Raw genomic sequence first — 23,679 nt, forward strand, 5'->3', positions numbered from 1 at the left:
GCATGCCCCCCATCGCCCGTCCACCACTGCCGAGGGGCGCCCTGCGCGTCGCCGGAGAGATCCTGCCCTGGTGCGGAGCCATCGCGTACCCGGTGGTTCTGAACGTCACGATGCGCGGCAGCTGGCAGGGCTTCTCTCCTCCGATGCTCCTGTTGGTCGCCGTCCTCACGGTGCTGACGGCCGGTCTGCTGCGGCGCGGACCGCTGCCGGCTCTCGCGCTGCTGCTCGCCGGCGGGTTCGCCGCGGTGGCTGCGAGGGCCATGCTGGAGGTCGGTTTCCTGCAGGTGCTGATCAGTGATCTCGCTGTCGGCTACATCGCGGCCACGCGCCCGCGCCGCACCTCGCTCACCGGCGCCGTCATGGCGCTCGGCACGCAGGCGGCATCCGCGCTCTACTTTCCGTCCGGGCAGGGCGCGTACGTCCAGACGCTCGCGTTCGTCGTCGTGGCCCTCGCCGCCGCCTGGACGGCCGGGGATTCGATCCGCGAACGCCGGGAGCACGCCGAGGCGCTGTATTCCCAGGCCACGGCTCAGGCCGTCACCGCGGAACGGCTTCGGATCGCACGCGAACTGCACGACATGATCGCGCACAGCGTCGGTGTCATCGCCATCCAGGCCGGCGTCGGCAGGCGGGTCATCGACACGCAGCCGGACGAGGCCCGCAACGCGCTCGCCGCCATCGAGGCCACGAGCAAGGAGACCCTGGCCGGTCTGGGGCGGACGTTGGGCGCGCTGCGCCGCGCCGAAACGGGCGCCGGTGCGGGCGCCGGTGCGGGCGCCGGAGCGGGCGCCGGAGCGGATCGCGCACCTCGTGATCCGGCACCGGGCCTGGACGATCTCGACCGCCTGGCCGCGTCGGCGGAGGGCGCCGGCATCCGTGTCGACGTACGGTGGCTCGGCGAGCGACGGCCGCTGCCCGCCGACATAGAGCTGGCCGCCTATCGGATCGTTCAGGAGTCACTCACCAACGTCGCACGCCACGCCGGCACCCGTGACTGCCACGTCACCGTCGACTACCGGGCCGACGAACTGTCCGTCGAGGTCGAGAACGGCGGCGGCAACGGCCACGCTCCGGAAACCGGCGCCGCCACTGGCTGGGGCATCGTCGGAATGCGCGAGCGCATCGTCCTGCTGCGCGGCCGGTTCACGGCCGGTCCGATTCCCGGAGGCGGCTTCCGTGTAGCGGCCCGGCTTCCCCTGCCCGAAGGAGTCCGCCTTCCATGACGATCCGCGTCGTGCTCGCCGACGACCAGCCGCTGGTGCGTTCCGGCCTGCGCGTGCTCATGGCCGACACCCCCGACATCCAGGTCGTCGGCGAGGCCGCGACGGGCACCGAAGCACTCCGGCTCGTCGGGGACGTCCGGCCCGACGTGGTGGTGATGGACATCCGCATGCCCGGAATGGACGGCATCGAGGCCACCCGGATGATCACGGCAGGCTCCACGACGACCCGGGTCCTGATCCTCACCACCTACGAGGACGACGACTACGTCTACGCCGCTCTGCGCTCCGGTGCGAGCGGATTCCTCGTCAAGAACATGGACTTGGACGACATCCTCACCGCGATCCGCGTGGTCGCCGCCGGAGACGCCCTGATCGCGCCGAGCGTCACCCGCCGCCTGATCGAGGAGTTCGCCGCACGACCCGAACCGACCCCCCGGCCGCGTCCGGTCGAGGGCATCACCGAGCGGGAGCGCGAGGTACTGACACTCGTCGGACGCGGCATGTCCAACAGCGAGATCGCCGCCGAGCTCTGGATCAGTGTGGCCACCGCCAAGGCACACGTGGCGCGACTGCTGTCCAAACTCGCCGCCCGCGACCGGGTCCACCTCGTCATCCTCGCCTACGAAGCAGGCCTGGTCACACCGCCACGATGACGCGGGCAACACCGCTCCGCCCGCTCCACGTCGAAACCCCCGCCCGGTGGGCGGGGGTTCTCACGGCTACCGGGCCCGCGGCCGGGCTACCGCAGGTGCGACGTGTCGTTCAGGAGGCGGACCGAGGCGTTGCCGTCCGCGTAGTAGGCCACCGCCGACAGCGAGGCCGCCGACAGCTCCATGCGGAACAGCGCCTCCGGCGGGGCGCCCAGCGCGAGCCGTACGAGGATCTTGACCGGCGTCACGTGCGAGACCAGCAGCACCGTGCGGCCCGCGTGCGCGGCCAGCAGCCGGTCCCGGGTCGCCGAGACGCGGCGGGTGGCCGACACGAAGCTCTCGCCGCCGCCCGTGGGGGCGGCCTTCGAGGAGCCCAGCCACGCCTGCAGGTCCTCCGGGTAGCGCTCGCGCACCTCGCCGAAGGTCATCCCCTCCCACGCCCCGAAATCGACCTCGCGCAGCCCCTCCTCGACGGTGACGGTGAGCCCGAGCCGGTCGGCGACGGCCTGCGCGGTCTCCCGGCAGCGCAGCAGCGGGGAGCTGATCACCGTCTGGATGGTGCCGCGCGCAGCCAGCGACTCCGCGACCGCGGCGGCCTGGCGGCGGCCGGCCGGGGAGAGCTCCGGGTCGCTGCCGCCGCTGCCGGAGAAGCGCTTCTGCGGGGTGAGCGCGGTCTCGCCGTGGCGCAGCAGCACGAAGGTCGCCGGGGTGCCCATGTCCGGGCCCCAGCCGACGGTGGGTGCGGCCGGGGTCTCCACCGAGGCCGTGCCGGACGGCTGCGGCGCGGGCGGAACGGGTCCCGCCGCGCCGGCGCCGGGCTCCGCGAACAGGGTGCCGGCCCCTGCCTCCACGAACTCCGACGCGCCGGTCGACGTACGGGACGAGGAGGCGAGGGCGGCTCGCACCGCCGCGGCACCCTTCGCCGCGTCCCCGGGAGGGCCGGCCAACGGGGTCGCCAGGGCGCGCGCCGCCGAGGCGTCCAGGGCGGCCGAGGAGTTCGAGGGCTCCCACTGCGCACCGCGCTTGCCCGCGTCCATCGCCTCGTTGGCGAGCCGGTCGGCGTGCTTGTTCCGCTCGCGCGGGATCCACTCGTACGTCACCTGCGCGCGCGGCAGGATCGTCGCCGCCAGCGCCGCGAGCGGCTTCATGTCCGGGTGCTTGATCTTCCAGCGGCCGGACATCTGCTCGACGACGAGCTTGGAGTCCATCCGGACGAGGACCACCGCGTCCGGGTCCAGTTCGCGGGCGGCCCGCAGCCCGGCGATGAGGCCCTTGTACTCGGCCACGTTGTTCGTCGCGACGCCGATGTACTCCGCGCGCTCGGCCAGCGTCTCGCCCGTCGCCGGGTCGAGGACGACGGAGCCGTAGCCGGCGGGCCCCGGGTTGCCCCGGGAGCCGCCGTCGGCTTCCACAACGAACCGCGGCATCAGATGCCCGAGTCGGCCGTACGGACCAGGATGCGGCCGCAGCTCTCGTGACGGACGACCTGGTCGCGGGCGGCGGCCTTGATCTCGTTGACCTCGGCGAGGTCGAGCTCCAGGCGGCAGCCCTCGCAGCGGCGCTGCGACAGGCGGGCGGCGCCGACGCCGCCCTGCTTCACGCGGATCTTCTCGTACAGGGCGATCAGCGCGGCCGGCATGGCGGTGACGATGATCTCGCGGTCCTTGCCGATGCCGGCGACCTCGGCGTCGATCTCACCGGTGGCGGCGTCACGGCGCGCGGTGGCGTCGGTCAGCTTGGCCTCCAGGGCGGCGACCCGGTCGGTCAGCTCGGTGACGCGCTCCTGCGCGCCCTCCAGGCGCTCCATGACCTCGAGGACGACGTCCTCCAGGTCGCCCTGGCGCTTGGCGAGGGAGACGACCTCGCTCTGCAGGTTGGCCAGGTCGCGGGCGGAGATGCCGGCGCCCGAGTCCAGGCGCGCCTGGTCGCGGGCGGCGCGCTGGCGCACCTGGTCCACGTCCTGCTCGGCCTTGGTCTGCTCGCGGGCGGCGTCGCTCGCCTGTGTCTGGGCGGCGACGAGGAAGTCGCGCTGCTGGGTGAGGTCCTTGGCCAGGGAGTCGACCTCGGCGTGCTCGGGCAGCGACTTGCGCTTGTGGGCGAGCTGAGACAGCCGCACGTCCAGGGCCTGGACGTCGAGAAGTCGGATCTGGTCGGCGGGCTCGGCGTTCAGTTGGGGGCTCCAGAGGTACTAGAAGGGGGTGTGACGGACGGCGCGTGCGCCGTCCACGGGTCGGTGACCGTGCGCGAGACGTGGGTGCGCAGACCCCAGCCGTGGCGCTCGGAGACGGCGTCGAGCTGGGCCGCGGCCTGCTCGCACCAGGGCCACTCGGTGGCCCAGTGGGCGGCGTCGACGAGGGCGAGCGGACTCTGCTCGCGGGCCTCGGAGACCGGGTGGTGGCGCAGGTCGGCGGTGAGGTAGGCGTCGACGCCGGCGGCACGGACCTGCGCGAAGAGGCTGTCGCCGGAGCCGCCGCTGACGGCGACGGTACGGATCCTCGCGTCGGGGTCGCCGGCCACGCGGATGCCCTGCGCGGTCTGCGGCAGGCGCGCGGCGGCGCGGGCGGCGAACTCGCTCAGCGTCTCGGGGCGGTCGAGCTCGCAGATCCGGCCGAGGCCGCGGCGGCCCGTGGGATCGCTCGGGTCGGGGACGAGCGGGCCGGTGATGCGCAGGTCGAGTGCGCCGGCGAGGGCGTCGGAGACGCCCGGGTCGGCGGTGTCGGCGTTGGTGTGGGCGACGTGCAGCGCGATGTCGTTCTTGATCAGCGTGTGCACGACGCGGCCCTTGAAGGTGCCCGCTTCGACGGTGGTGGTGCCGCGCAGGTAGAGGGGGTGGTGGGTGACGACCAGGTCGGCGCCCAGCTTCACCGCCTCGTCGACGATCTCCTGGACCGGATCGACGGCGAACAGGACCCGGGAGACCTCGGCGTCGGGGTCTCCGCAGACGGTGCCGACGGCATCCCACTGCTCGGCCCGCGAGGGGGGCCAGAGAGCGTCCAGCGCGGCGATGACTTCAGAGAGACGGGGCACAGGCCAAGGCTACCGTCCGTATCGACCGGCCCGGCGCTCCGAGCCCGGCGGATCCGGGGCGGGAGCGCGGGGCCGGTCGGGGCGGCCCGGCCGGCTGCTTCACGAGGAAGCCGCGCAGGTCGTCGAGGACCTTGCCGGGGGCGGTCACGCCGAGGCCCGGGTACCAGGTCTCGTCCGCCACGTCCTTCGCCTGGCCCTGCTTGACGGCCGCCCCTCACCCCAAACGCCCCGATATCGCACAGCACAATCCCCGCCTCCCCCACAGCCGAATCACGGCCCCGCCACCCGTATGTGTGAAGCGGGTGTTGTCACAGGGTCCGGGGGCAAGCGCGATCACTACGTTCCTCGGCGGAGGTGCCCGCATATGACTGTCTGTGCGATCGAGACGACGACGGCCCCGTTCACCATCGCCGCGGACGGGTCCTACGCCGCCCGGCTGGCCGGGTACGGCGAGGCCCGGTACCCGGAGCGCTGGACGATGGCCGGGCCCGAGCCGTACGCGGTGCCGCTGCCGCTCGCGCAGCCCGAGGAGGCCGACAGCGAGGTGCTGCCGCTGGCCGACGGGCGGGTACTGATCCACCGGCGGGTGGCGGAGCGGCACGCCTTCGCGCTGCTGTACCCGACGGGCGGCGGCGCCGGGGGCGCCGGGCCGCGGACCGGGGAGCTGGAGCTCGGCGCGATCTCGCCGCAGGACGACCCGGGGGCGGGGGACGGCGTACGGATCACCCTGCTGCCGCCGTCGCCGGACGGGCGCGGGGCCTTCGCCCTGGCCGTGGGGGCCGCCGCCACCACGGTGTGGCAGGTGGCCGGGACCTCCTTCGGGCCGGAGCGGGTCGCCCGGATCCCGGGGCGCTGTTCGGGCGGGGTCTGGCTGGACCGGACGGGCCGGCTGCTGGCCCTGGACCGCGAACTGGACGGCCCGCGGGGGCCGGTGACCAAGGCGGTGGCCGTGGACCTGCAGCGGGCCGGCGAGGTCTCCCCGCTGCTCCAGATCGCCGAGGCCAGCGACGACCGGCTGCTGCTGGCCGACCCCGACAGCGGGCTGCTGCTGATCCGCTCGGACGCGCCGGGTGAACCCCGGCTCGGCTGGGGGGTCCTGGGCAGTGTCCGCCCGGTGCGCTTTCCGGAGTGCCTGCGGTCGTTCGGGGCCACGGCGACGCCGTTCGCGGTGCAGCCGGGGCAGGTGCTGATGCCGGAGACCTGCGGGGTCGCGCTGCGGGTGGACGAGGCCGGCGACGGCTACGGCGGCAGCGTGGCCGGGGTCGCCCTGTGGCGCCCCGCGGACCGGCACGTCTTCCGGCTCGGCGCCCCCGCCGGCTGGCTCGGCGGGACGGGCCGGTGGAGCACGGAGGGCCGCCTGCACCTCCCGTACGCGACCCCCGACGTGCCGTGCGGAGTCCTCGGCATGACCCTGCCGGTCTCCCCGCCCCCGCCGGTCCGTCTGGACCCGGCCCCGCCCCGGGCGGCCCGCCCGGTCCCCCTGCAGCAGGCTCCGCTGGGGTGACTCCCCCTGAAACGGCGGCGGGCCCGGGGAGAACCCCGGGCCCGGCGCGTGCATGCGTACAGCCGGAGCGGCGGTCAGCCGTCGTGCTTGAGGCCGAGGACCTCCGCGGCGGCGAAGGTCTCGTTCGCCGGGCGGGAATCGTAGTGCGGGGTGAGGAGTTCGTCGAGCTCCTCGTAGGAGAAGGACTCCTTGGTGGTGTCGAACTTCGCCGCCACCTTCGGGCGTTCCATGACGACCACGATGCCGCCGTGGACGACGAACAGCTGCCCGTTGGCCTTCGCCGAGGCCGGGGAGGCCAGGTAGCCGACCAGCGGGGAGACGTGCTCGGGGGCGAGGGCGTCGAGCTTGCCCTCCTCCGGGACCTGGAAGCCGGCGAAGACGTCCTCCGTCATACGGGTACGGGCGCGCGGGCAGATGGCGTTGGCCGTGACCCCGTACTTGGCGAGCGCCAGAGCGGTCGAGGTGGTCAGGCCCACGATGCCGCCCTTGGCCGCCGCGTAGTTGGGCTGGCCGGCGGAGCCGCCGAGGAAGGCCTCGGAGGAGGTGTTGACGATCCGGCCGTAGACCGGGCCGCCGGCCGCCTTGGAGCGCTCGCGCCAGTGCACGGAGGCGAAGTGGGTGGTGTTGAAGTGGCCCTTGAGGTGGACCCGGATGACCGAGTCCCACTCCGCCTCCGACATCGAGAAGACCATCCGGTCGCGCAGGATGCCCGCGTTGTTGACCAGGATGTCGAGCTTGCCGAAGCTGTTGACCGCCAGCTCGACCAGCTCGCGCGCCTGCTCGAAGTCGGCCACGTCGCCGAGGTGGGCCACCGCCTGCCCGCCCGCCGCGCGGATCTCCGCGGCGACCTCCTCCGCCGGGGCGGCCGAGGCCTCCCCGGAGCCGTCGCGGCCGGCCTGGCCGAAGTCGTTGACGACCACGCTCGCGCCGAGCCGGGCGAGTTCGAGCGCCTCGGACCGGCCGAGGCCGCGGCCGGCCCCGGTGACGATGGCGGAGAGTCCCTCAAGTGGCAGTGACATCCGTACGGTTCCCCTCAGAACGGGTCGGAGCAGGTCAGAGTTCGATGCAGGTGCGCAGGGCGACGCCCGTGCGCATCTGGTCGAGGGCGTCGTTGATCTCGGCGAGCTGCACGCGGTGCGTGATCAGGCCCGCCAGGTCCACGCGGCCGGCCCGCCACAGCGCGATGGTGCGCTCGTAGGAGCGGAGCACGTCCCCGCCGCCGTACATGGACGGCAGGATCTTCTTCTCGTCGAAGAAGAGGGAGAACATGTTGATCGAGTAGTTGTCGTCGAGCGCGCCCGCGCCGACCACGACGACGGAGCCGCCGCGGCGGGTCATCTCGTACGCGGTCTGCGTGGTCGAGGACTTGCCGACGACCTCGAAGACGTAGTCGAAGCCCTCGCCCGCGGTGATCCGGCTCCTGGCGTCGGCGAAGGCCTCCGGGGAGACGGCCTCGGTGGCGCCGAAGCGCAGCGCGGCCTCGCGCCGGGAGGCCACCGGGTCGACGGCGATGATCTGGGCCGCGCCCTGCACCTTGGCGCCCTGGATGACGGAGATGCCGACGCCGCCGCAGCCGATGACGGCGACCGAGGAACCGGCCTCCACCTTGGCGGTGTTGATGGCCGCGCCGAGGCCGGTGGTCACGCCGCAGCCGATCAGGGCGGCGATGTCGAAGGGCACGTCGTCGGGGATCGGTACGGCGCAACCCGCCGGGACCACCATCTCCTCGGCGAAGGTGCCGGTGCCGGCGAAGCCGAAGACGCTGTTGTCGCCCCGCTGGAAGTTGGGGGTGGCGACGTTGCCGAAGGCCTCCAGGCACAGGTGGCCCTGGCCCCGCCGGCAGGAGGGACAGTGGCCGCACGGCGGCAGCCAGCAGACCAGGACCCGGTCGCCGATCTTGTGGCTGGTCACGCCGTCGCCCACGTCCGTGATCACGCCGGAGCCCTCGTGGCCCGGGATGAAGGGGGCGGGCTGCGGCAGGACACCGCTCATGGCGGAGAGGTCGGAGTGGCACAGGCCGGTGGCCTTGATGCGGATCTTGACCTTGCCGGGGCCGAAGCCGACGGCCTCCATGTCCTCGACGACCTCGAGCTTGTCCTGGCCTATCTCGCTCTGGAGTGCTGCGCGCACGGTGCGGCTCCTTCTGTGGGTCTGTCGGGTGGTGCGTGTTCGGCGGCTAGAACACGCCCTAGCCGTGTTCGACGACGGTGTCGGCGAGGACCGGGGCGTCGTCCCGGTCGACGGCGGTCACCGAGACGAGGACGCGGCCGGGCTCCTGCCACATCCGGATGCGCAGGGTCTCGCCGGGGAAGACGATCCCGGCGAAGCGCGTGCGGTAGGCGCGGACGCGGGACACGTCCCCGTCCAGGACGGTGTCGACCACGGTCTTCAGGGTCATCCCGTAGGAGCACAGACCGTGCAGGATCGGCTGGTCGAAGCCGGCCAGCTTGGCGAACTCGGGGTCCGCGTGCAGCGGGTTCCAGTCCCCGGAGAGGCGGTACAGCAGCGCCTGCTCCTCGCGGATCTTGCGCTCCTCGATCCGGTCGGGCGCCCGCTCGGGCTGCTCCGTCTTGACGGAGGGCCCGCGGTCGCCGCCGAAGCCGCCCTCGCCGCGTACGAAGATCTGCGCGTCGGAGGTCCACAGCGGCCCCTCGGCGTCCGCGACCTCGGTGCGCAGGACGATCACGGCCGCCTTGCCCTTGTCGTAGACGGCGGCGACCTTCGCGGAGGAGGTGGCCCGGCCCTTGACGGGGATGGGCCGGTGCAGCTCGATGGACTGGCCGCCGTGCAGGACGGCGGCGAGGTTGACCTCGATGCCGGGGGCGGCGAGGCCGCCCATCATGGCCATGCCGGCGCCGGCGACGGTCGCGAAGCTGGGGAGCACGTGGAGCTTGGACTCCAGGGTGTAGCGCAGCTCGTCGGGGTCGGTGGCGGCCCCGAGGTTGTTCGGTGACGTTCCGGCGCCGAGTCCGAGGTGGTAGAGCTGGATGTCCTTGTGGTCCCAGGCGATGTCCCCCTGGCGGGGTTCGGCGGCGAGGGCCTTGGCGGCATCGATCGGCATGAGCGTGCTGCTCCCTGTCTTTGGAAAACCGGGGCCGTGGAAGACCTCGGCGCGGCCGTCCGCACCGTCGGCCGCACCGAGGTCGTATGCGGGACCGGCTCTCTAGAACGCGTTCTAGGTTGCCGGTGAAGGAATGTATAACGCACGTCCCAGCAGTTGGGAAGACTCCTGACTTCACGTCAGATGAGGTTTCCCCAGGGCGTGTTGCGCGTACGCCGGGCATGCCGGCCGTACCCTTTCCGGGTGGACGAAATGCCCGTTTCCCAGCGTTCCGCCCGGTCCCTGCGGGTGCTCTTGGCTCCGCCGAACCCGGCGCTGGCCGTGCTCCTCGGTCTCCAGCCGGACATCGAGGTGGTGGCTTCGGCGATCGCCCGCCCGGCGGTGGCCCTGACGGAGTCGGTGGACTCCGTCGCCGCCCTCCTCGGGGAGGATCCGGAGTGCCGGGTCCTGGTCCTGACGGGGTCGGCGCACGCGGGCCTCGCGGATGCGGTGCTCGCCGCGGGCGGAGCGGGCCTGGTCCTGCGGGACGGCCCGGTCGAAGACTTGGCAGACTCCATCCGCCGGGCCTCCCGGGGGGAGACTGTGATCGACCCGGCTCTGCAGCTCTAGCCCGGGCACATCCGGCGTCCGCCGGGCGAACTCCGCGCACATCCGGCCCCGCCGGCGTTCGAGGCGCGGGGTCCGGGGGCAGGCCCCCGGGGACGCGCCCGCGCGGGCTACTTGCGGAGCAGCGTGACGACCGCCGCACCGCCCAGGCCGATGTTGTGGGCCAGGGCGACCCGGGCTCCCGCGACCTGCCTCGCACCCGCCTGCCCGCGGAGCTGCCAGACCAGTTCCGCCGCCTGCGCCAAGCCTGTCGCGCCCAGGGGGTGGCCCTTCGAGATCAGCCCCCCGGACGGGTTCACGACCCACCGCCCGCCGTACGTCGTCGCGCCCGACGACACCAGCTCCCCCGACGCCCCGTCCTCGCACATGCCCAGCGCCTCGTACGTCAGCAGTTCGTTGATCGAGAAGCAGTCGTGGAGCTCGATCACGTCCACGTCCTCGATCCCGAAACCGGCGGCCTCGAAGACCTGCCGCCCGGCCGCCGCCGTCATCGGCTTGCCGACCACGTCGATGCAGGAGCCGGACGAGAAGGAGGCCTCGGTGTCCGTCGTCATCGACTGCGCGACGATCGCCACCGCCCGCTCCTCCAGCCCGTGCCGCTCCACGAACCGTTCCGACACGACGACCGCCGCCGCCGCCCCGTCCGACGTCGGCGAGCACTGGAGCTTCGTCAGCGGTTCGTGGATCGTCTTCGCGGCCAGGATCTCCTCGACCGTGTACACGTCCTGGAACTGCGCGTTCGGGTTGTTCGCGGAGTGCCGGTGGTTCTTCTCCCCGACCGCCGCCAGCTGCGCGGCCGTGGTCCCGTACCGCTTCATGTGCTCCCGCGCCGCGTTCCCGAAGATCTGCGCTGTCGGCGGCGACATCTCGAAGCCGTGCCCGGCCGCCATGACCCCGTAGTGCCGGGCGACCGGGGAGGTCTTGAAGTCTCCCCCGTCGGACCCGCCGCCCAGCGCGCCCTTCTTCATCTTCTCGAAGCCGAGCGCGAGCACGCAGTCGTTGATCCCGCCCTCGACGAACTGCCGCGCCATCATCAGCGCCGTCGACCCGGTCGCGCAGTTGTTGTTGACGTTGTAGACGGGGACCCCGCTCAGCCCGATCTCGTACGCCGCCCGCTGGCCGGCCGTGGAGGCCTGGAAGCAGTAGCCCACCGGCACCTGCTCGACCAGGTCGTAGGCCACGCCCGCGTCGGCCAGCGCCGCCGTTCCGGCTTCCTTCGCCATGTCCCAGTACTGCCAGTCCCGGGACTCCGGCTTCTCGAACTTCGTCATGCCGACGCCCACGATGTACGACTTCATCAGGAGTAAGCCCCTTCAGCGCTTCGATCCGACGCTTCGATTCAATGCTTCGATCTGTTTTGATCTGATTCGATCTGCTTCGGTCAGTCCCTGGGAAGGCCGAGGATGCGCTCGGCCACGACGTTGAGCTGGACCTGTGTGGTGCCTCCGGCGATGGTCAGGCAGCGGGACATGAGCATCCCGTGCACCGCCCGCTTCCCCGCCCCCTCGCTCACCGCGCCCGCCGGGCCCAGCAGTTCGAGCGCGAGCTCGGCGGTCCGCTGCTGGTGCGGGGTCTGTACGAGCTTGCGTACGGAAGCTCCCGCGCCCGGCTCCAGGCCGGAGACCTGCTGGAGCGTGGTGCGGAGCCCGATGCAGGCCAGCGCGTGCGCCTCGGCGGCCAGCGCCCCGATCCGGACCCGGTATCCGCTGTCGAGTTCGGCGGAGTTGGCGAGCAGTGCCTCCAGGCCGGTGTCGAAGGTCATCTGGTCGGCCATGTGGACGCGTTCGTTGCCGAGCGTGTTGCGGGCGACCTTCCACCCGCCGTCGGGCAACCCGACGAGCGCGTCCGCCGGAAGGGTGACGTCGTCGAAGTAGACCTCGTTGAAGAGGGCCTCGCCGGTGATCTCCTTCAGCGGCCGGATGTCGATCCCGGGGGTCTTCATGTCCACGATGAAGTAGCCGAGGCCCTTGTGCTTGGGGGCGTCCGGATCGGTCCGCGCGAGGAGGATGCCGTAGTCGGCGCTGTGGGCGGAACTCGTCCACACCTTCTGCCCGTTCACGATCCAGGCCCCGTCCCCGGATGCCGCCCGCTCCGCCTTGGTCCGCAGCGAGGCGAGGTCGGAGCCCGCGCCCGGCTCGGAGAAGAGCTGGCACCAGGTGATGTCCCCGCGCAGCGTCGGCAGCAGGAAGCGCTCCTGCTGCTCGGGGGTCCCGTAGGCCAGCAGCGAGGGCACGACCCAGGTGGCGATGCCGAGGTCGGCGACCTTGACGCCGGCGGCCCCCAGTTCCTGCTGCACGACGAGCTGTTCGACGGGCCCGGCGCCGAGCCCGTAGGGGGCCGGCAGGTACGGGGCCGCGTACCCGGTGGGTGCCAGCACCCGGCGGGCGGTGGCGGGGTCGAGGCCGCGCGCGTCCTCGATGGCGGTACGGGCCTTCGCGCGGTGGGCCTCGGCCTGCGCGGGCAGTTCGAGGCGCAGTTCGCGCCGGGCTCCGGCGGCGGCGAGCCGCACGGCCCGGACCCGGTGCCCGTCGCCGGGCCCGAGGAGCTGGCGCGCGACGAGCGCCCTGCGCAGGTAGATGTGCGCGTCGTGCTCCCAGGTGAAGCCGATGCCGCCGAGCACCTGGACGCAGTCCTTGGCGCAGGAGTACGCGGCGTCCAGCGCGGTGCCGGCGGCCAGCGCGGCCACCAGCGAGCGCACTTCGGCCGGCTCCTCCGTGGCCTGGGCGGCGTCCCAGACCAGGGCCCGGGCCTGTTCCACGCGGACCAGCATGTCTGCGCACAGGTGCTTGATCCCCTGGAACTGCCCGATGGGCCGGCCGAACTGCTCGCGCACCTTCGCGTACTCGGCCGCGGTGTGCAGCGCCCAGGCGGCGGTGCCGCAGGCGTCGGCGGCGAAGAGCACGCACGCGAGGTCCCGTACGAGCCCGGCGTCGAGCTCCAGCAGCCGGTCGGGCCCGGCGGTGACCCCGCGGGCCTGGACTTCGGCGGTGGGGCGGGTCGGGTCGGCGCTGTCGTGGGTGCGGACGTCCAGTGCGACGGCGTCGACGGCGAACCAGCGGGTGCCGTGCGCGGTCTCGGCGGCGAGCAGCACGAGGTCGGCCTCGCCCGCGCCCAGCACCGGCGGCGCGCTCCCGTCGAGCAGGTACCCGCCCTCGACGGCCACCGCGGTCAGGTCCCCGGGCCCGAGCGCGACCGCCCCGACCCGCCCGTCGAGCGGCTCGGCGCCGGCCCGGTCCAGGAGTACGGAGGCCAGCGCGCTCGGCAGGTACGCCCCGGGCAGCGCCGCCCGGGCGGCCTCCTCCAAGGCGACGGCGAGGTCGAGCAGGGTCCCGCCGTCCAGGTGCGGCTCCAGCAGCCCGGAGGCGGCGAGGGCGTCCCAGTATGCGGGGCGCGAACCGGTCTGCGGCGGGGTGTCGAGGAGTTTGCGCACTTCCTCGGGCGGCACGGCCCGAGCGACCCAGCCGCGCACGGCCTCGGCCAACTCCCGCTGTTCCTGTGTGATTCCGATGCCCATGCGCGGCAGAGTAGAACACGTTCCATTCTGACGGAAGGTCAGAAGGCGCAGAACTGCAACGTGTTCTCGCTTCGGCCGCGCCCGGTGCGACCGCCGCGCCTCGCGGGGTGCACCGTCCGCGGCCGGCCGATGCGGGATCGGGCCTTGATGGTCCACGGAGGGTGAGCCGCCGCCCCCTGGCGCCACGGGCCCGCACGGCCGGGGCCCCGCGGAAGTCCCCCGCGGTCGGCCGAACCGACCAGCCAATCGAACCTGCCTCGACGTGAAGCCAGTTCACGTTCGGAATGCAGGAAAGGCGGGGCAGTACTGTCCGGTTTTCGCTCCATTAAATGTGGTGGCCATGACATTTTTGACGGTTGCTCACTTTTCGATAACTCTTGATCAACTTGGAGAACGACTTCGGCTGTTCTAGGTCCATTTAGCCCTGGATGGAGCGGGTACTTTTCTCCGGTGCCGCGCCGATTTCGGCCGAGCAATTACATGAATTCCCTGGGGGGATTATGGATTTTCATAAGAGACCGGGGACGCCCATATGGCGTTTCCGCCAATTGACCGGTGGTGCGGCGCGGTTCGGCGCCACTGCCGCCGGCCTGGCTCTGGTGATGGCGGTGTCGGGGCTCCAAGGCTCCGAAACCGCCCTCGCCGCTACCCAGCAGCCGCACGCCGGGACGCCCGAGGCGGCAGCCGCCACATCCGCCGCGGACATACCCTCGGCCCGTGTGGCCGCCCGTCTGTCGGGCAAGCGGGTCGAGGCCCTGTCGGAGCGGACGGAGACGTCGACGACGTGGGTGAACAAGGATGGTTCGCTGACCTCCGAGGTCGCGGCGGGCCCGATCCGCTTCAAGGACGCCACGGGCCAGTGGCGTGATGTGGATGTCGACCTCACCCCGGCACCCGACGGGTCGATCGTGTCCAAGGCGCACCCGCAGGGGCTGCGGCTGTCCGGGAAGACGGGGACGAAGGCCCAGTCGCTGGCCGCGGCCCAATCGACGGCCGGCAGCGACCTGGTGACGCTGGGCCAGGGCGACGAGGCGATCACGCTGCAGTGGCGTGGCGGACTGCCCGCGCCGAAGCTGGACGGCACCCGGGCGACCTACACGGACGCGGTGCCGGGTGCGGACGTGGTCGTCGAGGCGACGCGTACCGGGTTCGAGCAGTTCGTCGAGGTCAAGGCGAAGCCGGCAGCCGGCTTCTCCTACACGCTGCCGCTGAAGACCAAGGGTCTGAAGGTCGAGCAGCAGGCGGACGGCAGTGTGCTGTTCACCGACAAGAAGTCGAAGAAGACGGCGACGATGCCCGCCCCGGTCATGTGGGACGCGACCGTCGATGCGGCCTCCGGCGAGCACACCCGGCGGGCGAAGGTCGGTCTGAAGGTCGTCAAGACCAAGGACGGCGTCGACCTGGTCGTCACCCCGGACGCGGATTTCCTCGCGGACGCGGCGACGAAGTATCCGGTGACGGTCGACCCGTCCACCTCGGCCTTGGGCAACCTGTTCGACACCTACGTCCAGCAGGGCGAGACGGTCGACTGGTCCAACGACACCGAGCTGGACCTCGGCAACCCGGGCACGAAGAACGCCAACGGCACGTACCGCACCGCGCGCTCCTTCATCACCTGGAACACGGCACCGGTTGCGGACGCGCTCATCTCGGACGCGAAGTTGTCGCTGTGGGACTTCCACTCGGGCAACACCGACTGCTCCGCCCAGCCCTGGGAGGTGTGGACCGCCAACGGCCCCACCACCGCCTCCCGCTGGACCAACCAGCCGGCGATGGTCACCAAGATGGCCACGTCGACCGAGACCAAGGGCAACCCCGCCTGCACGTCGGCCCCCGACGGCTGGATCAACGCGGACGTCACGAGCCTGGTCCAGCACTGGGCCAACAACAAGTGGACGTTCTCCAGCATGGGCCTGCGGGCCACGGACGAGAACAACACCAAGCAGTGGAAGCGGGTCAACTCCGCCAACGCCGCGAGCAACGTCCCCAAGCTCACGGTCACCTACAACTACCGGCCGCGCACCGGCACCAACCAGGAGGCCGGCCCGCCGTTCTTCTCCTACGACGGCGCCTACACGGTCAACACCGTGACCCCCACCCTGCGCGACACCTTCGTCGACGCGAACGGTGACAAGGTGCAGGGCGCGTACCAGATCTTCGACTCCGCGACCGACACCCAGGTCGGAGACGTACTGCGGTCCTCCTTCGTCCCCTCCGGTCAGGTCGCCTCGGTGACCGTCCCCGCAGGGCTTCTGGTCAACGGCAAGACGTACAAGTTCCGCACCAGCCCGTACGACGGCACCCACTACAACCTCGGCTGGTCGGCGTGGAAGACCTTCACCGTCGACACCACCGCCCCGGCCGCGACCGGCATCGCCTCGGCGGCCTTTCCCCGTGATGCCTGGTCCGGCACCCCGGACGCGGACGGCAAGCTCTCCGGCGGGTTCACCTTCACTCCCCCCGGCTCCGACGTCCGCGACATCCAGTACTCGCTGGACGGCGCGCCCTGGACGACCCTCTCCACGACGGCTGCCGTCACCGAGCAGCTGACCTTCGGCGCCGGCCAGCACACCGTGCGGGTACGGACCCGGGACAAGGCGGCCAACCTCTCGGTCGAGACCTCGTACCCCTTCGCCGCCGGTACGGGCGCCGCTCTGACCTCCCCCTCGGAGGGCGACCGCACCGCACGCCGCAGCGTTCTCGCCGCGGAGGGCCAGGCCACCTACACCGGGGTCACCTACGAGTACCGGCGCAGTGACACCGACGCCTGGCAGAACGTGCCGGTCGCCGATGTCCGCAAGGCCGCCGACGGCTCCGCCGTGGCGTCCTGGCCCCTGGCCTCGCCGCAGGGCCGCCCCGAGGCGCTGACGTGGAACATCACCGACACGCTGCTCGAGGACGGTCCCGTCTCGGTCCGCTCGGTCTTCAACGTCGGCGCCCAGACGGCGAACTCCCCCGCACGCACCCTGACCGTGGACCGCAACGCGGGCACCGCCCCGACCCAGACCATGGGCCCGGGTGTGCTGAACATGCTGACCGGCGACTACGTCGTGTCGGCCACCGACGCCAGCGCCTACGGCCTGACGGTCTCCCGCAGCGCCGCGTCCCGGGGCCGTACGCAGGCGGCCGCGGAGACGGTGCCGATCTTCGGCAAGGAGTGGCTGTCGGGCACCGCGCTGGACGGCAATAGCTCCTGGCTGCACGTCCGCAAGACCTCCGAGACCTCGCTCGCGCTGGTCACCCTCGGAGGACTGGAGATCGGTTTCACCTCCGTCGCGGGCGGCGGCTGGAAGGCCGAGCCCGGATCCGAGGAGCTGACGCTCACCGGCTCCTTCACCGGCACCTTCTCCCTGAAGGACAACGGCGGCCACGTCACCGAGTTCGCCAAGCAGGACCCGGCCCAGCTCACCTGGCCCGCGACGACCTCCGAGCAGGAAGGCCTGGCCGGCAGCGAAACCAAGGTGATCGCCGAGACGGTGACCATCGGCGGCAAGAAGCTGTCGCGCCCGAAGCTGCTGGTCGGTTCGACCTCCGCGGTCCCGCTGACGACCTGCGCCACGACCCCGGCCACCAAGGGCTGCCGGGTCATCGAGTTCACGTACGCCACCAGCACGACGGCCACGCCCCTCGCGTTCGGTGACTTCGCGGACCAGGTCAAGGAAATCAAGCTGTGGTCCACCGAGCCCGGCGCGACAGCGGCCACCTCCAAGCAGGTGTCCACGTACCGCTACGACAGCACCGGACGACTCCGCCAGCAGTGGAACCCCAACCTGGCGCAGTCCACCATGGCCGAGTACGACTACGACTCCGCGGGCCGCGTCACCTCGCTGAAGTCGCAGTCGGAGCTGCCCTACACCTTCACCTACGGCAAGGCCGGCAACAGCGCCGCCTCCGGTGAGGGCATGCTGCTGAAGCTGTCGCGCCCCGGCCTGAAGCAGGGCACGGTCGACGTGGAGGAGGGCACCTCCGCCACCACCATCGTCTACGACGTGCCGCTGACCGGCACGAAGGCCCCGTACCAGATGGGTCCGGGCGACGTGCAGGCCTGGGGCCAGCAGCAGCTGGTCACCGACGCCACCGCCATCTTCCCGGCGGACAGCGTGCCTTCCTCCAGCGACGGCGCCCAGCTCTCCGCGTCGAACTACACGCGTGCCGCGCTCATGTACACGGACGCATCCGGGCGCGAGGTGAACTCCGCCGCACCCGGCGGGCACATCACCACCAAGGAGTACGACCGGTACGGCAACGCGGTCCACAGCCTGTCCGCCGCCAACCGTGAACTGGCCCTCGGCATCAGCGCGTCCGACCAGGCCGCCCTCGCCGACCTGGGCATCCAGAACCTGCCGTCCGCGGAGCGCGCCGAACTGCTCTCGGCCCGCACGGTGTACGACAGCACCGGGACCCGGGGCCTCGAGGCCTTCGCCCCGCTGCGCAGGGTCACCCTCGCCCAGCCGCTGACCTCCGGCGGGACCACCCTGGTGGCGGCCGGCGAGTCCGTCGTGGCGCGCAACTGGACGACGAACACCTACGACGAGGGCCGTCCCACGGACGGCTCCGCCACGGTGGAGAACCAGATCACCCGCGTCTCGATCGGCGCCCAGCTCCTGGCCCACCCGTCCCTGATGGCGGAGCCGCGGACCACCGAGCACACCTACGACTGGGTGAAGGGCCTGAAGACCAAGACGGTCGAGGACCCGGGTGGTGTCGCGCTCGTCGAGACCACCGAGTACGACGACCAGGGCCGGGCGACCAGCGAGACGCTCCCCGGCGGTGGCGGCCAGGCCGCGACCACCCAGCTCACCACGTACTGGTCGGCGACCGGTACCGGCGAGTGCAAGGGCCGCCCCGAATGGGCCGACCGTCCCTGCGTCACCCGTCCCGCCGGCGCGATCACCGGCGGCGGCACCAACCCGAGCGAGCGGCCCTCCGTGGGCGCCGAGTACGACTTCTGGGGCAACCCGACGAAGTCCACGGAGACCGTCGGCGCACAGACCCGGATCACCGAGAAGACGTACGACGCCGCGAGCCGGCAGACCGGCGTGAAGATCACCGGCGGCCTCGGCACGGCCGTGCCGGAGACCCGGACCGAGTACGACCCGGTCACCGGGCGGGCCGTCAAGACGGTCTCCCCCACGGCCGGCACGATCACCACCGCCTACGACAAGCTCGGCCGCGTCGTCTCCTACACCGACGCGGACGGCGGGGTCAGCACGAGCCAGTACGACCTCCTCGACCGCGCGGTCAAGGAGACCGACTCCGTCCCGTCCTCGGTGACGTACACCTACGACCACGCGGCCGAGCCGCGCGGTGTGGTCACACAGACCACCGACTCGGTGGCGGGCACCTTCAAGGTCGCGTACGACGCCGACGGCGGCGTCGTGTCCGAGACCCTCCCGGGCGGCTACTCGCTCACCCAGCGCCGCGACCCGGCGGGCGGTGTCCTCCTGCGCGAGTACACCCGCACCAGCGACGGCGCGGCCGTCCTGTCCGACAGCGTGACCCGTTCCATCCACGGCCAGGTCCTGGAGCACTCGGGCCTGACCTCGCAGGACTACGGCTACGACGGCCTCGGCCGCCTGACGTCCGTCCGGGACGACTCCGTGGACGGCTGCACCACCCGCACCTACTCCTTCGACAGCCGGAGCAACCGGACCGGACAGACCAGCGCGACCGGCGCCCCCGGCGCGCCCTGCCCGGCCGCGGGCGGCACCTCCGTCACCCACACCTACGACAGCGCCGACCGGCTGACCGACAGCGGCTACGCCTACGACACCCTCGGCCGCACCACGACCCTGCCCGGCTCCACGATCGGCTACTACGCCAACGACCTGGTCCGCCAGCAGACCACGGGCAATCAGCGCCAGACCTGGGAGCTCGACGCCTCCATGCGCTTCCGCTCGTGGACGGTGGAACGCAACACCTCCGGCTCATGGGCCCAGACGGCGTCCAAGCTCAACCACTACTCGGCGGACGGCGACAGCCCGAGCTGGATCGTGGAGGACGGGGCGGGCACCGTCACCCGCATCGTGAACTCGGCCCCCGGCGACTTCGCCGCGACCACCACCGCCACGGGCGGCACGGTGCTCCAGCTGACGAACATCCACGGTGACGTGGCCCTCCAGCTCCCGCTGGACTCGGCCCAGCCGCCGGTGGCGATCAGCACCGACGAGTACGGCAACCCGCGTGCCGGACAGGCGGACACCCGCTACGACTGGCTGGGCGGCAAGCAGCGCTCCAGCGAGAACGTCGGCGGCCTCACCTTGATGGGCGTGCGCCTGTACGACCCGACCACCGGCCGCTTCCTGACCCGGGACGCGGACCCCAAGGGCGGCGCCAACGCCTACGCGTACTGCTCGGGCGACCCGGTCAACTGCTGGGACACGACGGGCCTGCTGGACTACAGCTTCACGTTCTTCATCGGCTCCGGGAACGCGACGCCGCAGGGCGTCTTCAGCTACTGGATGAACTACTTCGGCAAGATCTTCCCCCTGTCCGGTCGCGCCGGCCGCGTCTCCTACTACTGGCAGTACATGCCCCTGCGCGACACCATTGCCGGCTTCGGAGTCATCAACTTCAACGTCCGCGTGGGTTACATCGGCTCCACCTACCTCCTGCTCTGGGCCGCCCCCGGCAGCGTCGTCTACGGCCGGAACTCCTACGTCGAGTTCTGGATCACCAAGTGGTGGACCGGCGGAAGGTGGGGCTACCTCTACCTCAACGTCCACGGCCACACAGAAGGCAACACCTTGGCCGACCGCTGGATCCCGGGCTGGATGTACAAGCGGGGTGCGGGCAGCACTTGGCAGAGGCTGGCCAGCAACCTGAACCGGATCCTCTGGTAACCGGTTTCCGATGGCCTGCGTCTGCCTGACGGTCGCTTTCTGACCGCGGCATTCCGACAACCGCTTCACGAGTACGACTGAGGAGCGCCGAAAGACGACGCCCTTCACGGGGGTGGTGTGCACATACTGCGCACCACCCCCGTCTTCATATGCTTCATCTTCTGGATTCACCGACATTACGAGGCTGGGTACCCGATGAAACCCGTCAACAGAATCGTGCCCGTCCGGGTCAAAGGAACGGTGATATCCGCCTGGCGCGAGCCGGTGTCACGGGCATACCTGGGCCTTTTCGCTGTGTTCGCGCTGTGGGCCGCGGCCGGCGGCACCGGGCTGGTCGCAGAGTGGTGGCCGGCCCGCCACCTCGCGGTGATCCTGTCCATGCCCTGGTTGCTGGTCGTGGTCCTGTTCCTCGCCCTGGCCCGGATCGACTCGTGGCTCCTCGGCTACAACTTCTACTTCGAGTCACCCGCCTGGCTCTTCGAGCCCCTCTGGGTGGTCTACTGCCTCGCCGCGGGTCTGCTCAACGCCCGTCTCCTCGCGCGTTGGTCCCGCTCCGCCCGGGAGTCCGGTAGGACGCCGTGGGTGGTACCGGTGTCGGCGGTGGCCTTCTTCGCGGCCGTTTTCGCACTCTGGCACCTCTGAGTGCCGGACACACCGAAGGACCCGCCGACGGCCGGCCGGGCCCAGCCGCACGCACCGGTCCCGATGGTGTGGTTCGAGTGCGACGCCCCCGGCCCCGGCGGTACTTGAGGCGCGGCGCGGGCGCGGAACGGAGCACTGGATCGCGCCGGATCTTCATGTACATCCGGCCACACCGCGTACAACCATTCGACGGCACGGCCGGTCTACCCCAGCGAACTCCCTGCTGAGCCGAAGGACCGTACATGCGCCCGTACCTGCGGAACACCCTCGCCACCCTCACCGTGGCCGCCGTCACCGGCGGCGGCCTGCTCCTGCCTGCGGGGACGGCGGCCGCGGCCCCCATCCCCGCCCCGAAGGCCGACTTCAACGGCGACGGCTTCGCCGACATGGTCGTGGGCACGCCGAACGCGAAGGTCGGCGAGGTGCGGGCGGCCGGCCAGGCGGTCGTGCTCTACGGGTCCACCGCCGGGGTGACGGCGGCCAAGCGCCAGCTGCTCACCCAGGCCTCGCCCGGCATTCCCGGTGCTCCGGAGGACGGCGACGGCTTCGGCGGCGTCAGCGCGGTCGGCGACTTCGACGGCGACGGCTTCTCCGACCTGGCCGTGACGGCACACGGCGAGGACGACCTCGCCGGCCTGCTCACCGTCGTGTGGGGGTCCAAGGACGGCCTGACCACCGGCGTCGCGCTCGCCGACCCCGACAAGCTCGCCACTCAGACCCCCCAGAACCGGCGCACGTGGGGCGCGAAGCTCGCCGCCGGCGACTTCGACGGGGACGGCAAGGACGAGCTCGTCGTGGCCGCCTCGGCCAACGCGAACGTGAACAGCACGCTCTACACCTTCAAGAACCTCGCGAAGTCCGGCACGCAGGCCGCGCCCGCCAAGACCCAGCTGGGCTTGCGCCTCACGACGTCCCTCGCAGGCATCGCGGCCGGGGACGTCAACGGCGACGGCCGTGACGACCTGGTGCTGGCCGGCACCGCGAACAGCCTGAACCACTTCGTGCCCGGCAGCCCCACCGGCCTCCTCCCGGCCGACGCGAAGCCCGTCGGGCCCGGAAACGCCCCGGCCGTCGGGGACATCAACGGCGACGGGTACGGCGACGTCGTCATCGGCAACAGGTACGGGGCCAAGGGCGGCCAGATCCTCGTCTCCTACGGCTCGGCCGCCGGGCCGTCCGCGACGCCGGTCGCCGTCGACCAGGACACGCCCGGAGTGCCCGGCGCGGACGAGCAGGGCGACGGCTTCGGCGTCTCCGTCGCGCTCGGCGACGTCGACGGCGACGGGTACCAGGACGTGGCGGTCGGATCCTACGGAGAGTCCCTCGACACGGCCGATCTCGCCGGAGGGGTCCACCTGTTCCGTGGATCGGCGTCCGGCCTCGTCACCAGCACCGGCGTGGTGGGGCTGACCCGCAACTCCGCGGGGGTCCCCGGCGACGCCCGGCGGGCCGAGCAGTTCGGCGTCAAGGTCAAGCTGACGGATGCCAACAAGGACGGCAAGGCGGACCTGATCGTCGGCGCGTCCGACGCGGACGGCGTCAACGCCGGCTCCGTCACCTACCTGCCGTCCAGCGGGGCGAAGGTCGGCGGAACCGGCTCCCGGATGATCCTCCCCGCCGAGGTCGGCCTGACCCCGATGGGCGGGCTCGCCTTCGGCGCCCACTTCGACCACTGACCACCGCGGGGGTGCCCGTACGAACGCGGGCACCCCTCGGGAACCACAGGGCCCCGGCATGGACCGCTACCCGGCGGTAGGGCAGCATGGGCCGCCGAATACCAGCTCACCGCCGGAGGAACCATGGCCGCCACCCCCAAGCCGGAGACCCTCGCCGCCTTCGAGGCCGCCAAGGGGTTCATGCCCGCCGGGGAGGGCCTCGCCCTGTACGCGGCCGCCGCCGACGCGGGACGGCTCGGGCTGCCGCTGCTGGAGGTCGGGACCTACTGCGGCCGCTCCACCATCCTGCTCGCCGACGCCGCCCGCGAGGCCGGGGTCAGCGCGCTGACCGTCGACCACCACCGCGGCAGCGAGGAGCAGCAGCCCGGCTGGGAGTACCACGACCCGACGGTCGTGGACCCGGAGATCGGCCTGATGGACACCCTGCCGACCTTCCGCCGCACCCTGCACCGGGCCGGCCTGGAGGACCACGTCATCGCGATCGTCGGCCGCTCCCCGCAGGTCGCCGCCGCCTGGGGCGGCAAGCTCGGCCTCGTCTTCATCGACGGCGGGCACACCGACGAGCACGCCACGGGCGACTACGAGGGCTGGGCCCCGCACGTCGCCGTCGGCGGCACGCTGGTGATCCACGACGTGTTCCCCGACCCGGCCGACGGCGGCCAGGCCCCGTACCGCATCTACCTGCGCGCCCTGGCCTCGGGCGCCTTCGAGGAGATCTCGGTGACGGACTCCCTCCGCGTCCTGCGCCGCGTCGCCGAAGGCATCTGACCGCGGTCCGGGGAATCGGCGAAGCGTCCCCGGGGAAGGGTGAAGCCGGAGCCGCCCACGCGGCCACCGCTACCGCCGTCACCAAGAGCGATCGACGGCGTCGCGCCGGCCCCGGCATATAAGCGCACCGCGCCCCCGGATGGCTCAGGGTCCGTACGTACGACCG

At 72.0% G+C, this 23,679-nt stretch carries 16 protein-coding genes and 1 pseudogene; 8 read left to right on the forward strand and 9 right to left on the reverse strand.

What is annotated here, in order from left to right; genetic code table 11:
- Positions 1-2 precede the first annotated feature (2 nt).
- Both J7F03_RS23190 and J7F03_RS23195 read left to right on the forward strand, forming a co-directional pair.
- Complete coding sequence (locus J7F03_RS23190; protein WP_251072336.1) at positions 3-1,223, forward strand: sensor histidine kinase; 1,221 nt, start codon at positions 3-5, stop codon at positions 1,221-1,223.
- Positions 1,220-1,876 carry a response regulator transcription factor gene (locus J7F03_RS23195; RefSeq protein ID WP_214952437.1) on the forward strand — a complete coding sequence of 219 codons (657 nt, stop codon included), beginning with the start codon at positions 1,220-1,222 and terminating at the stop codon, positions 1,874-1,876. The genes J7F03_RS23190 and J7F03_RS23195 overlap by 4 nt, the downstream gene beginning before the upstream one ends.
- Before the next feature lie 86 nt (positions 1,877-1,962).
- On the opposite strand, the gene J7F03_RS23200 is transcribed toward J7F03_RS23195, so the two are convergent.
- The 4 genes and pseudogenes from J7F03_RS23200 to J7F03_RS23215 all read right to left on the reverse strand — a co-directional run.
- Complete coding sequence (locus tag J7F03_RS23200) at positions 1,963-3,300, reverse strand: bifunctional RNase H/acid phosphatase (protein ID WP_214952440.1); 1,338 nt, start codon at positions 3,298-3,300, stop codon at positions 1,963-1,965.
- Entirely contained in the window at positions 3,300-4,043 is a 744-nt protein-coding gene (locus tag J7F03_RS23205) for a zinc ribbon domain-containing protein (RefSeq protein ID WP_214952550.1), read from the reverse strand. Before J7F03_RS23205 ends, J7F03_RS23200 begins: the two co-directional genes overlap by 1 nt.
- A complete protein-coding gene (locus tag J7F03_RS23210) occupies positions 4,040-4,900 on the reverse strand; it encodes a Nif3-like dinuclear metal center hexameric protein (protein ID WP_214952442.1) in 861 nt (286 codons plus the stop codon). The genes J7F03_RS23205 and J7F03_RS23210 overlap by 4 nt, the downstream gene beginning before the upstream one ends.
- A 97-nt stretch (positions 4,901-4,997) precedes the next feature.
- A pseudogene (locus tag J7F03_RS23215) lies at positions 4,998-5,108 on the reverse strand (iron-siderophore ABC transporter substrate-binding protein); the annotation flags it as partial.
- 156 nt (positions 5,109-5,264) lie between these two features.
- Here J7F03_RS23215 and J7F03_RS23220 point away from each other — a divergent pair.
- The gene (locus J7F03_RS23220) at positions 5,265-6,404 is read left to right on the forward strand and encodes a hypothetical protein (protein WP_251072337.1); all 1,140 of its coding nucleotides are present in this window, start codon (positions 5,265-5,267) and stop codon (positions 6,402-6,404) included.
- Between the two features lie 74 nt (positions 6,405-6,478).
- On the opposite strand, the gene J7F03_RS23225 is transcribed toward J7F03_RS23220, so the two are convergent.
- The 3 genes from J7F03_RS23225 to J7F03_RS23235 are packed head-to-tail and all read right to left on the reverse strand — an operon-like array spanning position 6,479 to position 9,465.
- Positions 6,479-7,423: a 3-oxoacyl-ACP reductase gene (locus J7F03_RS23225; RefSeq protein ID WP_214952446.1), complete on the reverse strand. Its 945-nt coding sequence runs from the start codon at positions 7,421-7,423 to the stop codon at positions 6,479-6,481.
- A 34-nt stretch (positions 7,424-7,457) separates the two neighbouring features.
- Positions 7,458-8,534: a Zn-dependent alcohol dehydrogenase gene (locus J7F03_RS23230; protein ID WP_214952449.1), complete on the reverse strand. Its 1,077-nt coding sequence runs from the start codon at positions 8,532-8,534 to the stop codon at positions 7,458-7,460.
- A 58-nt stretch (positions 8,535-8,592) separates the two neighbouring features.
- Complete coding sequence (locus tag J7F03_RS23235; RefSeq protein WP_214952451.1) at positions 8,593-9,465, reverse strand: MaoC/PaaZ C-terminal domain-containing protein; 873 nt, start codon at positions 9,463-9,465, stop codon at positions 8,593-8,595.
- A 252-nt stretch (positions 9,466-9,717) separates the two neighbouring features.
- Between J7F03_RS23235 and J7F03_RS23240 the strand changes: the two genes are divergently transcribed.
- Positions 9,718-10,074, forward strand: coding sequence for a DNA-binding response regulator (locus tag J7F03_RS23240; protein ID WP_251072356.1), 357 nt, complete (start codon positions 9,718-9,720; stop codon positions 10,072-10,074).
- Between the two features lie 107 nt (positions 10,075-10,181).
- Here the strand turns inward: J7F03_RS23240 and J7F03_RS23245 are convergent, their stop codons facing one another.
- Positions 10,182-11,369, reverse strand: a complete 1,188-nt coding sequence (locus tag J7F03_RS23245; protein WP_214952454.1) for a lipid-transfer protein — start codon at positions 11,367-11,369, stop codon at positions 10,182-10,184.
- A gap of 83 nt (positions 11,370-11,452) precedes the next feature.
- Positions 11,453-13,585 (reverse strand): acyl-CoA dehydrogenase, encoded by a 2,133-nt coding sequence (locus J7F03_RS23250; protein ID WP_214952456.1) that lies wholly within the window; start codon positions 13,583-13,585, stop codon positions 11,453-11,455.
- A 602-nt stretch (positions 13,586-14,187) separates the two neighbouring features.
- On the opposite strand from J7F03_RS23250, the gene J7F03_RS23255 reads away from it, so the two are divergent.
- From J7F03_RS23255 to J7F03_RS23270, 4 genes are all read left to right on the forward strand, one after another.
- Positions 14,188-20,427 (forward strand): DNRLRE domain-containing protein, encoded by a 6,240-nt coding sequence (locus tag J7F03_RS23255; RefSeq protein WP_214952552.1) that lies wholly within the window; start codon positions 14,188-14,190, stop codon positions 20,425-20,427.
- Between the two features lie 195 nt (positions 20,428-20,622).
- Positions 20,623-21,069: a hypothetical protein gene (locus J7F03_RS23260; RefSeq protein WP_214952458.1), complete on the forward strand. Its 447-nt coding sequence runs from the start codon at positions 20,623-20,625 to the stop codon at positions 21,067-21,069.
- A gap of 242 nt (positions 21,070-21,311) precedes the next feature.
- On the forward strand, positions 21,312-22,745 hold the full coding sequence (locus J7F03_RS23265) for an FG-GAP and VCBS repeat-containing protein (RefSeq protein WP_214952460.1): 1,434 nt from the start codon (positions 21,312-21,314) through the stop codon (positions 22,743-22,745).
- Positions 22,746-22,868: 123 nt separating this feature from the next.
- A complete protein-coding gene (locus J7F03_RS23270; protein WP_214952462.1) occupies positions 22,869-23,513 on the forward strand; it encodes a class I SAM-dependent methyltransferase in 645 nt (214 codons plus the stop codon).
- Positions 23,514-23,679: the final 166 nt, after the last annotated feature.

The sequence above is a fragment of the Streptomyces sp. ISL-43 genome, from assembly GCF_018614195.1.
Lineage (GTDB): Bacteria > Actinomycetota > Actinomycetes > Streptomycetales > Streptomycetaceae > Streptomyces.